Source organism: Pedobacter sp. B4419, from assembly GCF_059693725.1.
In genome coordinates this window covers 766820-780635 of sequence record NZ_JCASSL010000001.1, presented here as the reverse complement: position 1 = coordinate 780635, position 13816 = coordinate 766820, and the positions used below count along the sequence as shown (strand labels likewise).

The 13816-nt window shown below is 41.4% G+C and carries 14 protein-coding genes; 6 read left to right on the top strand and 8 right to left on the bottom strand.

The window, feature by feature from the left end:
* Positions 1-66: 66 nt before the first annotated feature.
* Positions 67-276, bottom strand: coding sequence for a hypothetical protein (locus AC570H_RS03125; RefSeq protein WP_497351615.1), 210 nt, complete (start codon positions 274-276; stop codon positions 67-69).
* A gap of 370 nt (positions 277-646) precedes the next feature.
* Here AC570H_RS03125 and AC570H_RS03120 point away from each other — a divergent pair, with 370 nt between their 5' ends.
* Entirely contained in the window at positions 647-1303 is a 657-nt protein-coding gene (locus AC570H_RS03120; protein WP_497351613.1) for an ankyrin repeat domain-containing protein, read from the top strand.
* Positions 1304-1633: 330 nt separating this feature from the next.
* Here AC570H_RS03120 and AC570H_RS03115 read toward each other — a convergent pair whose 3' ends face one another.
* From AC570H_RS03115 to pyrF, 4 genes are all read right to left on the bottom strand, one after another.
* Positions 1634-1855, bottom strand: coding sequence for a PspC domain-containing protein (locus AC570H_RS03115; protein WP_497351611.1), 222 nt, complete (start codon positions 1853-1855; stop codon positions 1634-1636).
* A gap of 2 nt (positions 1856-1857) precedes the next feature.
* On the bottom strand, positions 1858-3138 hold the full coding sequence (locus tag AC570H_RS03110) for a DUF2851 family protein (protein ID WP_497351609.1): 1281 nt from the start codon (positions 3136-3138) through the stop codon (positions 1858-1860).
* Between the two features lie 130 nt (positions 3139-3268).
* Entirely contained in the window at positions 3269-4171 is a 903-nt protein-coding gene (locus AC570H_RS03105) for a DMT family transporter (protein ID WP_497351607.1), read from the bottom strand.
* A complete protein-coding gene (gene pyrF / locus AC570H_RS03100; RefSeq protein WP_497351605.1) occupies positions 4168-4998 on the bottom strand; it encodes an orotidine-5'-phosphate decarboxylase in 831 nt (276 codons plus the stop codon). Before pyrF ends, AC570H_RS03105 begins: the two co-directional genes overlap by 4 nt.
* 273 nt (positions 4999-5271) lie before the next feature.
* Between pyrF and rho the strand changes: the two genes are divergently transcribed.
* Positions 5272-7008, top strand: coding sequence for a transcription termination factor Rho (gene rho, locus AC570H_RS03095; protein ID WP_497351603.1), 1737 nt, complete (start codon positions 5272-5274; stop codon positions 7006-7008).
* 118 nt (positions 7009-7126) lie between these two features.
* Entirely contained in the window at positions 7127-7816 is a 690-nt protein-coding gene (gene pssA / locus AC570H_RS03090; protein WP_497351601.1) for a CDP-diacylglycerol--serine O-phosphatidyltransferase, read from the top strand.
* 2 nt (positions 7817-7818) lie between these two features.
* Here the strand turns inward: pssA and AC570H_RS03085 are convergent, their stop codons facing one another.
* On the bottom strand, positions 7819-8199 hold the full coding sequence (locus tag AC570H_RS03085; RefSeq protein WP_497351599.1) for an Hpt domain-containing protein: 381 nt from the start codon (positions 8197-8199) through the stop codon (positions 7819-7821).
* Between the two features lie 10 nt (positions 8200-8209).
* Positions 8210-8707, bottom strand: a complete 498-nt coding sequence (gene folK / locus AC570H_RS03080; protein ID WP_497351597.1) for a 2-amino-4-hydroxy-6-hydroxymethyldihydropteridine diphosphokinase — start codon at positions 8705-8707, stop codon at positions 8210-8212.
* 94 nt (positions 8708-8801) lie between these two features.
* On the opposite strand from folK, the gene sppA reads away from it, so the two are divergent.
* Complete coding sequence (gene sppA, locus AC570H_RS03075; protein WP_497351595.1) at positions 8802-10571, top strand: signal peptide peptidase SppA; 1770 nt, start codon at positions 8802-8804, stop codon at positions 10569-10571.
* Between the two features lie 43 nt (positions 10572-10614).
* Here sppA and AC570H_RS03070 read toward each other — a convergent pair whose 3' ends face one another.
* Positions 10615-11223 (bottom strand): hypothetical protein, encoded by a 609-nt coding sequence (locus tag AC570H_RS03070; protein WP_497351593.1) that lies wholly within the window; start codon positions 11221-11223, stop codon positions 10615-10617.
* 85 nt (positions 11224-11308) lie between these two features.
* Between AC570H_RS03070 and AC570H_RS03065 the strand changes: the two genes are divergently transcribed.
* Both AC570H_RS03065 and AC570H_RS03060 read left to right on the top strand, forming a co-directional pair.
* Positions 11309-12985, top strand: a complete 1677-nt coding sequence (locus tag AC570H_RS03065) for a helix-hairpin-helix domain-containing protein (RefSeq protein ID WP_497351592.1) — start codon at positions 11309-11311, stop codon at positions 12983-12985.
* An 84-nt stretch (positions 12986-13069) separates the two neighbouring features.
* The gene (locus AC570H_RS03060) at positions 13070-13771 is read left to right on the top strand and encodes a hypothetical protein (protein ID WP_497351590.1); all 702 of its coding nucleotides are present in this window, start codon (positions 13070-13072) and stop codon (positions 13769-13771) included.
* The last annotated feature ends 45 nt before the right edge of the window (positions 13772-13816 follow it).

Here is a 13816-nt window from a genome sequence, read left to right as displayed (position 1 = left end):
CCGATTTTCCTCAAAAAAAAACTACCATCTGTCTGGATGGTAGTTTTTTAGTTTACTTATCTTATTCTAAATATCGCTTTCATCGCAATTGTAAACCTGCAGGCATCCCATGTACAGCGAGCAATAAGCAGGACCGGTAACGCTGCCTGCACAATCACAGCCACATTTTGACAAATCTGGAGGAGTAGTGCCACCACCGGCACCGCCTAGAATAGCTCTTTGCTCACTTCTGCTCAACTCTTGAGCATTTTTGATTTTTAACGTGTTTTTTAACATATGATTTTTATTTTAGGTTGTTAACAACAAGATACCCAAATATTACCACTATCAGTTAAACTATTGTGGCAAAGATGTTTATCGCACATTTCCATTTAACCAAAACCTGCCATTTCTTGATGTTAACGAAGTTTCGACAAAAACGAAGTAAAAAAATTGAACACAATTAAACTTTTTTAAAAAACAATCGTCTTACTTACAAACTGAATAAATTCGTTTAAATAGTTTTGTTTTAGGTTAATCCTGCTTGGTCACTCTGAGCAGGATTTTTTTATACAATTTTATAGCGTAATCCTAAGCATTTAGCCTGTTTTGTATAGATCTCATTTTATTTTTGTTAATTTAAGGCCTTGGTTTCAAAAAAATTAAAATGGATATTACGCATCTCGAAACTTTGATCGAAAACGACCAGTTGGCAGCAATCATTGATCTGCTAAGCCAAAAGCCACAATTGGCGGTTCAAAATACTTCGCATCAGATTTCGCCTATTTTATTAGCCTGTTATTACAAAAAACCTCAAATCGCCCAAGCCATTGCCGAATTTGTGCCCGAACTGAACCTGTTCGACGCCTGTGCAATCGGAAAATTTGAAGATGTAACCTTATTGGTCTTTAAAAACCCAGATAGCATTAACGAATTTGCGGCTGATGGTTTTACGCCCTTAGGCTTGGCCTGTTACTTTGGACACGAAGAAATTGCCAGTTTTTTGGTATTAAAAGGCGCTGAGGTGAATGTACCCAGCAAAAACGGGTTCAATGTATTTCCTATCCACTCGGCAGTTGCAGCCAACAATTTTAGCATTACCAAAATGCTGCTCGAGGCCGGTGCCTACCCTAACGTATGCCAAAAATCTGGTGCAGCACCCTTACATACCGCAGCCCAGTTGGGCAATATCGAGTTGATTATTGTATTGCTCGAACATGGAGCTGAAGTGACCCTGCGCATGGAAGGAGGCAAACTACCAGCCGATTTAGCGGCAGAAAAAGGTTTTCATGAAATTGCCGAAATCTTGAGGGATGATGATTAGTTGCCAGTTGTTAGTTGCCAGTTGCCAGTTGTCAGTTGTTAGTTGTTAGTTGTTAGTCTTGAGTTTGCAGTATATCGCTATTGCAAGGAACGACGCAATCAGCAAATAGAAGACGAAAAGACGGTTTTGAGTTGCAATCCCATCATCAACAATGAACCACAGTCTTTTGTAAAATAAACCTTATTGAAGCGGGCACGGAATGAAATGGAGTAAAGCGGAAAAAAGGGCTACAATGACCGATGGGCACTAACAGTGTTTTCCTTAAGAGATAGTTGGCAGTTTTCCACCGGCAGTTCACCAATGGCTAATGAACTAATGAACCAATAAACTTTAAGACTCCCACACCCTCAAGCGTACTTTTTTCATGTAGTTCCTGATATCGAGCACGATGGCAGCGAGGATATAAAATAAGATTGGAAAGCCAACGGCCAGAAAAGACGAATAGATAAAGAATAGGCGTACTTTGGCCGTGCTCATATTCAGTTTGTTGGCCAAATAGGCCGAAACCCCAAAACTCTGTTTTTCGAAAAAGGTAACTACACGCTGAAACATGGCTATTTCTTTAATATTTTAATACCGATACCACAATTTAAGCATTTTTTTTCATTGCAATAAGTTTTTTTTAATTGCAACAAAGCCTGTGAGTTGAAAGCGCTCTGTACTTCTAGGCCAGCTTCACGGTACATTTCTATAACGGCATTTTGTTCGGCAGGTGTATGTTCCAACAAAGAAAAAGCCCGGGTAATCAAATAAGATTGATCCATCGCCTTGCCATGGGCGAATAAGAAAAGCGAAATGGTATTGATAAAAATATTATCCAAAGAAGATTTGCCGAGCTGCAGGCTTACCTTATCTGCTTGTTTATTAAAATGATAATGCGTGCTCCAATAGGGATTTACTGGCAGGTTCTCAAATAACTTTCGGATTGAGGAATGGTTTTTTATAGCGAGTATTTTCGAGAACAAGTGATTGGCACTTACAATGAGTGCGGCAAATTGTGCGAGCCTGAGCGTTGGAAAATTCTGGGGCCTCATCCGCATAAATTTCCAAAGGGAAATATCAATGGGTGCTAAGCCGTATTTCTTTTTCAAAAACAGGTATTCTCTTTTCAGTTTTTGAGGGTATTCTTCTTCGAATGTCTGATTTAAAAAGCCGGCCTGGCCAAATATCAGGGCTTCTATTTGTAAAGGCTGGTCTTTATGCTTCGCAAACAAGTGCTGAGGCAAGGACTGAGCCAATAGTTCCATGGGGATGGCATTGATGTTAAAGCCAAAGTTCTTGGCCATGAGCCTGTAAAAGGCCTCATCCCAATTGCCTTTTAGCTTGGCTACTTCTGCGTTTATACTGGTCGATTTATGTTCTAGCCGTTCAACCAGGATCCTAGACAAAAAACCATTGATTAAAAATTCATCTACCGTTGCGATTTGCTTTTCGCAGGGAAAACGGTTTACCGAGCCAATCAGCACCTGATAGTTTTCCAGCAACTTCATCGAAAAAAGCCCCTTAAGCTTTAATACGGGAAGCAAAGTGCCATCTCGCCTATAAATGGGTTCGTCATCTTCATAAACTACATGCAGGATTACGTTTTCATAGGCATCGTCCAGTTGGTGCTGGTGAACAAGCCAATCAGATGATTTGATATGAACCTCAACATGGCCTACCCAAATTGTGTTGCCGATTTGAATTTTCGCCCTGCTAAAATCTGGACCGGCATTTTTATTCAAAGTTCCAGTCTCCACCACCCATAGGTTTTCGCCGGTGGCCAGTTGCAGCTGCTGGCTACCATATAACCTGAATTGCCAAATAAAATGCAGAAATTCTTCGGGTAGTTTCATACTGAAATTTAAGCATTAACCTAAAGAAAAACAGTTATTTAAGAAAATTTAACTATTAGCAAAAAGAGCTTCCGCAAAGAATAATTACTTCTTCAAATGAGCAAATAAATTGCATTTTAAGAAAATCTGATTAGGCTGCGACTTCTTTTTTTTTGTAATTGGTGATCACTACTCCCGCGATGATCAATACCGTGGCAATGAGCAGATCGAAAGTGATGATCTCATCTAAAATGAGCCAACCCAAAAACAGGGCTATTACCGTATTGAAATAAGAAAGGATCGAAACTTCTGTTGCCGTTACCTTTTTTAAGGCATAATTATAGGCTAAATAACCCAGCACAGAGCCAAATACCCCCAAATAAAACACTGCACCAACGCTTCTCATCGTCCACAGGGCCGGTTTGATTTCCTCAGAAAAGATAAAAGCGAGTACAATCTGGATCAATGCCGAGAACACAAACTGATAAAAAAGGTCTAAAAAGATATTGGAGCTTTTGTGCGTATATTTTTTGGTATAAATGGTACCCGATGCCCAGCCTAAAATAGCTATAGCCAAACACAGCACCCCTGTTTTATAGTTTGGGTCGAGCAAATCGCCCAGTCCATCCCTAAAAATAAAGGCAACGCCTAAAAAGCCAATGGTTACGCCAATGAAGCCCTTTAAGCTAGGTTTTTGCAAACCGATGAGCACGCTTCCCAAAAAAACCACAATTGGCGATAGTGCATTGAGCAAAGAGGCTAGCCCACTGGGTACGCTCTGTTCGGCCACGGTGGTCAAACCATTGGCTATTACAATCATCAGTATAGATAAAAGCAGCTGTCTCCTTAGCGCAGGCCAGCCGATCCATTTCAATTCGTTCTTGCGCAACAAGATTACCAATAAAATGAGGGAAGCTATGGTTTGGCGCATAGCAGTTACAAACCAAGGCGGTATGGTTTCTACGGCAATGCGAATGCCCAAATAAGTGGTTCCCCAAATAATGGCTACTGCTAATAAGGCAATAACGAGCTTGAGGTCGGTTTTTGAACTCATATCAATTGTGCAGCCTGTAAAAGCTGTTCCATTTCTTGTTGCAGGGCCAAGGCTTCTGCTCTCGCAGCTTCAGCAAAATCTTCGCCATTGCTGGCATAAATGATGCTCCTAGCTGCGTTAACCAACAAGCCACATTGTTTGTTGAGGCCATATTTGCAAACTGCGGCCAAATCTCCGCCTTGCACGCCAACACCAGGCACCAGCAAGAAATTGTCTGGAGCCAACTGGCGAACATTTTCAAATTCTTCGGGTTTGGTGGCCCCTACCACATACATCAGCTGATCACTATTGGCCCAAGTAGCCGAAGTTTTGATGACTTGCTCATAAAGCAAATGATCGTTGCTTTGTTTAGTCTGAAAATCCTGGCTCCCGCTATTAGAGGTTAAAGCCAACAAAATAACCCATTTATCAGGATGATTGAGAAACGGCGAAACCGAATCCTTGCCCATGTAAGGTGCTACGGTAATCGAATCGAAGCTCATTCCAGAACTTTGTTCGTTAAAAAAGGCTTCGGCATACATCGCCGAGGTATTGCCAATATCGCCACGCTTCGCATCGGCAATGGTAAATTGGTCTTTTGGAAAATGCTGCCAAGTCTTCACCAAGGTTTCCCAGCCTTTTACGCCCCTGCTTTCATAAAATGCAGTATTGGGTTTATAGGCTACACAAAGGTCGTGGGTGGCATCAATCAACTGTTTATTAAATTCCAGAATGGGATCTTCATACTTTAATAAGTGTTTCGGTAATTTTTCCAGTACCGGATCTAAACCGATGCACAAAAAAGATTTCTTTAGTTGGATTTGTTCAAAAAGTTGCTGTTTGTTCATTTTAACGGGGAAATACGGTGCAAATATGCCAATTTTTTGGGGCATTTTGAGGCTCAGTTGTTTACAATTCCGAAACTATTTATTAACAATTTTAAATTTTTGTTGCAGATTAACTTTCAAATACATACAATTGTGCCATAATTCCAGAAAGTTGATCTGAATATCTCAGAAAAACCTCAATCAAATTATTTTCCAATAAATGTTTCAAAGGCATTTTTCCGTTTATTCTTTTGACAAAAACCCTATTTAAAATTTCTCGACAAACACACATAAATGTTTAATAAAACAGAATTAACTGAAAAGCTAACTGCTGAATTACGTGAGTTAGCGAAAAATGAAGGCATTCAAGGTGCAGATGAACTGCGCAAGAACGACCTCATCGAACAAATCTTACAAAACCAGGCTAATAAAACTACTGCAAGCGAGCCTACGGCTGCCGCAACAGTTAAAGAGGCCAAGCCCAAAGCTGTAAAAGAAAAAGAAAACAAAGAAGCCAGCACCGAAAAGCCAGCACGCAAAAGAGCTCGTATTCCTGCCAAAGGCGAAGAGCCGGCACAGCCTGAGCGCGAAGCCATCACTTTGTTTGACGAACCTCTCCCACCAAGACAAGAAGAAGAACAAATTGTTCAGGCCTCCAACGAGCCAATTATCGTAGAAGATCCGGAGCGTTTGGAAACCATTGCCGAAAAGCTTCAAAAACAGGCCAAACAAGGCAAAAGAGAACGCATTCCAAGAGAAGAGGTAAACAAAGCCAGCAAAGAGGCAAAGTCACAACAGCCAACTAGCGAAGAAAAAGCGCCAAAAGAGGACAATCGCCCTCAGAAAGGCCAAAACAATCCTAACCAGAACAACAATAAACAACAACAAAACGAAACCAGCTATTCGAACCTCGATTTCGACAACACCATTACCAACGAAGGTGTTTTAGAGATCATGCCAGATGGTTACGGTTTCTTGAGGTCTGCCGATTACAACTACCTGTCTTCTCCTGATGACATTTATGTATCGCAATCACAGATCAAATTGTTCGGCCTTAAAACAGGCGATACCGTAAACGGAAGCATCCGTCCGCCAAAAGAAGGCGAAAAATATTTCCCTTTGGTTAAAGTAATCTCGATTAATGGCCGCGTGCCTGCAGATGTACGCGATCGTGTACCTTTTGATTACCTTACGCCGCTTTTCCCAACAGAAAAACTCAACTTATTTACCGATAGCAGCAACTATTCGACCCGCATTATGGATCTTTTTACCCCAATTGGTAAAGGTCAGCGTGGTTTGATCGTAGCACAGCCGAAAACAGGTAAAACCAATTTGTTAAAAGAGGTAGCTAACGCCATCGCCAAAAACCATCCAGAAGTTTATTTGATCATTTTATTGATCGATGAGCGTCCGGAAGAGGTTACAGACATGGCACGCAGCGTAAGAGCCGAAGTAATTGCTTCTACTTTTGACGAGCCTGCAGAGCGCCACGTTAAAATTGCCAACATCGTATTAGAAAAAGCCAAGCGTTTGGTAGAATGTGGCCATGATGTGGTAATTTTATTAGACTCGATTACCCGTTTGGCAAGGGCCTACAATACCACTGCTCCTGCATCGGGCAAAATCCTATCGGGTGGTGTTGATGCCAATGCCTTGCACAAGCCAAAACGTTTCTTCGGTGCGGCACGTAACATTGAAAAAGGTGGTTCATTAACCATTTTGGCTACTGCATTAACTGATACCGGCTCTAAAATGGACGAGGTAATTTTCGAAGAATTTAAAGGTACCGGTAACATGGAACTTCAATTAGACCGTAAATTGTCTAACAAACGTATTTTCCCTGCTATCGATATTACTGCTTCGAGTACACGTAGAGACGATCTGTTGCTAGATAGAGAAAGCCTGCAAAGAATTTGGATCTTGCGCAACCACTTGGCCGACATGAACAGCCAGGAAGCAATGGAGCTGGTACAGGCCCAAATCAAAGGAACAAAATCTAACGAAGAATTTTTAATGGCCATGAATGGCTAGTTAGAGAGGTATTAAGGCATGAGGTAGAAGGCGGAGGATTAAACATCTCTTCTAACTTCTACCTTATACCCTAAACCTTAAGCCATCTACCTTCAGCCTCAACCCCTTCAACCTCACCATGAAAAGACATATCCCTAACGCCATTACCTGTGCCAATCTTTTTTCTGGATGCATAGGCATTGTCTTTGCTTTTAATGGTGATCTCTTTACCGCAGCCTATTTCGTATTGTTATCAGGAGTTTTTGATTTCTTTGACGGCATGGTGGCAAGATTGCTCAATGTTAAATCAGCCATCGGAAAAGAATTGGATTCGTTGGCAGATATGGTAAGTTTTGGCTTTTTGCCTGGGGTAGTGATGTTTCAGCTGTTAAAGGCAAGCGATTTTAGCTCGGACTATCTTCCTTATTTAGGTTTTCTCATTACGGTATTTTCGGCCCTGCGTTTGGCCAAGTTTAACATAGATGAAAGACAAACCGAAGAATTTATAGGGCTCAACACGCCTATGAACACCTTGTTCATCGTATCCTTGCCTTTTATCGCCATAGATTATCCAACGGTTATCGGATCGAGTATCCTACTATTGGCCATCACCGCTATGACCAGCTTTTTGTTGGTGAGTGAAATCAAGATTTTTTCATTAAAATTTAAGCAGCTGACCTGGGCGAAGAACAAGTTCAAGTTTATCTTCCTGATCCTTTCGGCTATATTGATTGCCTTTTTAAAGTTTGCGGCCGTACCTTTTGTATTGGTTATTTACATCGCACTTTCTATTTTTCATTTCAGAAGCGCTGCAGTAAAAGAGAATTGAATTTAAAGTTCTTTTTCTAGGATTGCTTTGGCCTCATCCAATTGCCCATAGAGCACCTCATTGATGAAATCCCTAGCTTGTACAAAAGCCACTTTCACTCCTGGAATATCGATCAGTTCGCGTGCATTGCGCTCGATGTCTTGCATATGGTCTCTCACGTCTTCCCTACCCACATAGTAAAAAGTAGGTTTCATTTTATGGGCACACTCTGATGCTCTTTTCCAATCTTCGGCTTCTACAGCTTTTTCTAGCTCAGCCAAATAAACCGGCGTTTGCTTTTTGAAAGCATCGAGCATTTCTATAATAAATTCGGCACTATCTCCAGACATTTCCCTTAGGTACGAAAGGTCTAAAGGCTCATTGTTCTTATTCGGATTAATCATTTTTTCAAAGCTAAGAAATTATCTTTACCGACAAAGAATCTCCCAGCTCGGCGAGTATTTCAGTTAAGGTTTTGTGCAACACAGGGTGGATAAAATCTGGCGCAATTTCTGTCAAGGGTTGCACCACAAATCTCCGGTTCTGCATTTCCGGATGCGGAATCTGCAGTTCATTTGCGATTTGGACAATCTCTTTGTCGTAAAAAATGATATCGATATCAATCAATCTCGAGCCCCATTTTTCGTGTCGTACCCTGCCCAAAGCCAGTTCTATTTCCAGTACCTGATGCAGCAGCTCCAAAGGGCTCAAAGTGGTGGCTACAGCCAGTGCCGTATTTAAAAATCCAGGCTGATCCGTCTTTCCCCAGGCCTCGGTTTCGTAAATAGATGATTGTGCGACAACCTCACCTACCTGCTTGGCTATTAACGCTTTGGCTTCAGTTAGATATAATTGCCTATCACCCAAATTGCTGCCCAGTAACAAATACGCTTTTCTTATATCTAAACTCATATTTCCAATTGCATAATTTTAAATCGCGACTGCAAATTTACTATAAGATGCGAATTGGTTTTATATCTTTACGAATTAATATTTTACACTGTTTATGAAAGATTTTTTCAAGTACGTTTTTGCCACTGTTGTCGGAATTGTCATCTCTACCGTGATCTTGGTTCTTATTTTTACAGCGGTGATTGTCGGCACCATCAGTTCTATCGGCGAAGAGAAAACCGTTGAAGTGAAAAGCAATTCGGTTCTTTATATAGACCTGGATCAGGCCATTACAGAACGTACACCTAACAACGCCCTTGCCGGCTTGCCAATTATTGGTGGCGATGAAGAAAGAGGAATTGGCTTTTACGATTTGATCAAAGCTTTAAAGGCGGCTAAAACCGACGATAAAATAGACTGTATCTATATCAATGTAAGTGCACCAAATGCAGGCATGGCAACCATGCTCGAAGTGAGAAATGCACTGATTGATTTTAAGGAAAGTAAAAAACCAATCATTGCCTATAGCGAGGTATATAGCCAAGGCGCCTACTATTTGGCTTCCGCAGCAGACAAAGTATATCTTAACCCGCAAGGTGCCTTAGAATTTAAGGGCTTTAGCAGCGAACTTACCTTTTTTAAAGGTGCACTCGATAAGTTGGGCATCGAAGCACAGATTATCCGTGTAGGGAATTACAAGAGCGCTGTAGAGCCGTTTATCAATACTAAAATGAGCGATTATAACCGTCAGCAGGTGAGCGCTTATGTAAATGGACTTTACCAGACCTTTTTGAAAGGCATTTCGCAAAACAGAAAAATCAGCACCGATAGCTTGGCAATTTTGGCCAACGACTATAAAATACAGCAGCCTAAAGATGCTTTAGCCTATAAAATGATTGATGGCTTGCGTTACAAAGATGAAGTGCTCGATGAGTTGAAAACCATTACCGGTAAAAATAAAAAAGAGACCATCACTTCTATTAACCTCAATAAATATGCACAAAGCCTGCCTTCAGAATCAACAGGTGGTAAAGACCAGGTAGCAGTTATTTATGCCAATGGCGATATTGTAGGTGGCGAAGGTTTAGAAGGGCAAATCGGCTCTGAACGCATCTCGAGAGCCATTAGAAAAGCGCGTTTAGATGATGACATTAAAGCCATCGTATTGCGTGTAAATTCTGGTGGTGGCAGTGCTTTAGCTTCAGATGTAATTTGGCGCGAAATTGTGCTAAGCAAAAAAACAAAACCGGTTATAGCATCTTTTGGCGACGTAGCCGCTTCTGGTGGTTATTACATTGGATGTGCCGCCGACAGCATTTTTGTACAGCCGAATACCATTACAGGCTCTATCGGTGTGTTCGGGATTATTCCTAACTTTCAAAACCTCCTTAACAATAAACTTGGAATTACTTTCGACGGAGTGAAGACCGGCCAATATGCCGATATCATGAGCACCAATCGTCCTTTAACTCCGGGCGAGCGTTTCATTATCCAAAATGATGTGAACCATGTTTACGATAGTTTTATTACTCGTGTAGCCGATGGCCGCAAAAAAACAAAGGCACAGATAGACAGCATTGGCGGAGGCCATGTTTGGATCGGTACCGATGCAGTTAAAAACGGATTGGCCGATCGCTTGGGCAGTTTTAACGACGCCATCAAAGCCGCTGCCAAAAAAGCCAAGCTAAAGGATTATGCCGTAGTAGAATATCCTGAAAGAATCGATCCGTGGAAATCGTTTTTGGGCAATGCCAAAGACAATGCCAGTATTTATTTCACCAAAAGAGAATTGGGCGAAAACTACCAGCTTTATAAACAAATGCAGAAAGCAGTTACAAGCTCAGGCATTCAGACCAGAATGGATTACGAAATCAAGATCAGATAATCTCCTTTTCTAACCTAAGAGCAATGAAATCTATGCGTTGTTCCTATTGGATTAATTTCCAGTCGGGATAATAAGTCAGATAGGTTTCGTTGCTTTTTTTGTTAACCGGATGCACGGTAACCGCCGTACATTTGTTTTTCACCAGTTCGAAGGCAATCCCTTGCTGCACTTCATCATAGATAACCAGCGTATCCTTTGTTTTTTTGTTAAGGTAGCTGTTCAGTTTTTGTAAAGCCGGATAAGACTTTTGGAGCATTGCAAAGCTAGAGCCTATGCCTAAACCATTTTGGACCTTATATTTTGGCGATGCCGTACGAATTTGTTGCACGTCTTTAGCTTGCATGGTACTGTCGCGATAAGTGGTGTACACCGCATATGTTTCAGTTGATTTGTCAGACTCGTCATACCAAATTCCCCAAGCCTTACCCATGGCTGCGTCGCCGGCATCGGGCTTGCCCAACACTTGAGCCAATGTTGTTGCATCCTGCCCCAAGTAAATCTTCCCGATCTGCTTGCCTGCTACAATCAAAGTGCTGTTATCGGCAACAGCCGGCTTGGCTTCATTTGCATTTGCCTGTAGTTTTACCTGCTTATTCTGGCAGGCGCCTACCGTTAAGGCTACCAAAATCAATACTATATTTAATTTTTTCATACCCTATTAACAAATAACTGCTTCATTTGTGCTTTATCACACAAAAGCTTTTTACTTTCCCTTTTTACTTTCTACTTTTACACCGATGGAGAACAAACCCATAGCCAGAACCCTCAGACTACTCTCCCAATTGATGGAGCTACATGAGGAAAACCCTTTTAAGATCAAATCTGTAGCCAACGCGGCCTTTAAGATCGATAAACTTCCTTTTGCCATAGCCCAAAAGCCTTTTGAAGAGCTAGACAAAATAGATGGCATAGGCAAAAGCATAGCCAGCAAAGTAATCGAACTATTAGAAACGGGCACGTTAAAAGAGCTTGAAGCCTTATTGGCGCAAACGCCTCCCGGCATTGTAGAAATGTTGGGCATTAAGGGAATTGGTCCAAAAAAAATTGGCATTATTTGGCATGATCTCCATATCGAGAATATTGGCGAGCTTTATTATGCCTGTAACGAAAATCGCTTGATCGAAGCCAAAGGTTTTGGCTTAAAAACCCAAGAGGAGATCAAAAGGATAATCGAGTTCAAGATGGCGGCCAATGGCAAGTTCCTTTATGCACAGGTAGAAGGAATTGTTAACCAGTTATTAGCCGATCTGGCAGTTTGGCTAAACAAGGTTGATCAGCATGCCTTATTGGGCGTAGTTGGCGATTATAGGCGCAATTGCGAAATTATCGAAGAGGCCGTGTTTATACTTGGTTCTAATTTAATTGCTGAAGATCAATTGGCTACTTTCAAGGGCTTGGCATTTGAAGTTATAAGCAATACCGTGTTTTCGGCTACTACAGAAACAGGTTTGCACATCCGTTTGGAAATTGTAGCCCAAGAAGATTTTTACCTCAACTACTTTAAGCTTACAGGCAACGAAAACCATGTAAAAGCCGTGCTGGAATTAGCCGGAGATGGTCCCTTTGCCAGTGAAAATGCAATTTATGCCAAAGCAGGACTGGATTTTATCGAACCCGAGCTCAGAGAAGACTTGGATGAAATCGAATTGGCAAAAAAACACCAATTGCCTCAGCTTATCGAATATAAAGACCTTAAAGGCACTTTGCATAACCACTCTGATTGGAGCGATGGCGTGCATACCTTAGAAGAAATGGCTGTTTATTGCAAGGAGAATTTGGGCCTATCCTATTTGGGTATTTGCGACCATTCCAAATCTGCCTTTTATGCCAAAGGTTTAAGCGAGGAACGCGTATTTGCGCAACACCGCCAAATAGATGAACTGAACCAGAAATTGGCTCCATTCAAAATATTTAAAGGCATAGAAAGCGATATTTTAAACGATGGTTCTTTAGATTACAGCGACGATATACTTAAAACCTTCGATTTTGTTGTAGCCTCGGTACACAGCAATTTGCGCATGGACCAAGACAAGGCAACGGCAAGGCTGATCAAAGCAATAGAAAATCCATACACCACCATTTTGGGGCATCCAACCGGAAGGCTCCTATTGAGCAGAAAAGGCTATGAAATCGACTTTAAAAAAGTAATCGATGCCTGTGCGGCCAATAAAGTAGCGATTGAGATCAATGCCAATCCACTCCGCTTGGATCTTGACTGGCGTTGGCATCGCTATGCACTGGAAAAAGGCGTATTGTTGTGTATCAATCCAGATGCCCACCGCAGAGAAGGGTTCCACGATATGCATTACGGCACTTTGGTGGCGCGCAAAGGCGGGCTATCTGCCAGCTCTTGCCTCAATGCGTTCACGCTAGAACAAATCACAAGCTATTTTGAACAAAATGAACCGAAATAGGGTTATATAAATTTATAACTTTATCCGGTTCACTAAAAACAACACCAGGAAATCCTTCTAATGTCTGAAAAATATATTTTTTGCATGAAATGGGGCAAACTTTATGGCCCTGAATACGTGAACAGATTATACGCTATGGTGAACAGAAACCTTAGCTATCCTTTTAAGATGGTTTGTTTTACGGATGATGAAACAGGCATTATCCCTGAAGTTCAGTGCTTTCCAATTCCAGCGATGGAATTGCCTGGAGGCCTGCCTGAAAGGATGTGGAAAAAACTCTCTACCCTAAAAGAAGACTTATATGGATTAAAGGGCACTGCTCTTTTTTTAGATCTTGATATTGTGATCGTAGCGCCAATTGATTGCTTTTTTGATTACAAAGGCGAATTCCTCATTATTAAGGATTACAAAAAACAATGGCGCATTACCGGAAACTCATCTGTTTATCGTTTTGAAATTGGTGAACACGGCTATGTTTTTGATGATTTTCTTCAAAACTTCGACGAAATCAGGAAACGACACCGCAATGAACAGGAATACCTTACGCAGGCCATTTACGACAAAGGGAAATTGGATTATTGGCCAAAAGAATGGTGCCCGAGCTACAAGTACGATTGCGTATCAAGGTTTCCCTTGGCTTTTTGGGTAAAGCCACACATCCCGAAAGGGGCAAAAATTATTATTTTTCATGGCGAGATCAATCCGCACAAAGCCATTAAGGGTGGCCGAGGCAAATGGTACCGTTATGTGAAACCAGCGCCTTGGGTGGCTGATTATTGGAGATAAACATTTTAGGAATAATTTCTGTTGTAATTGTTCGTTTAATCATTT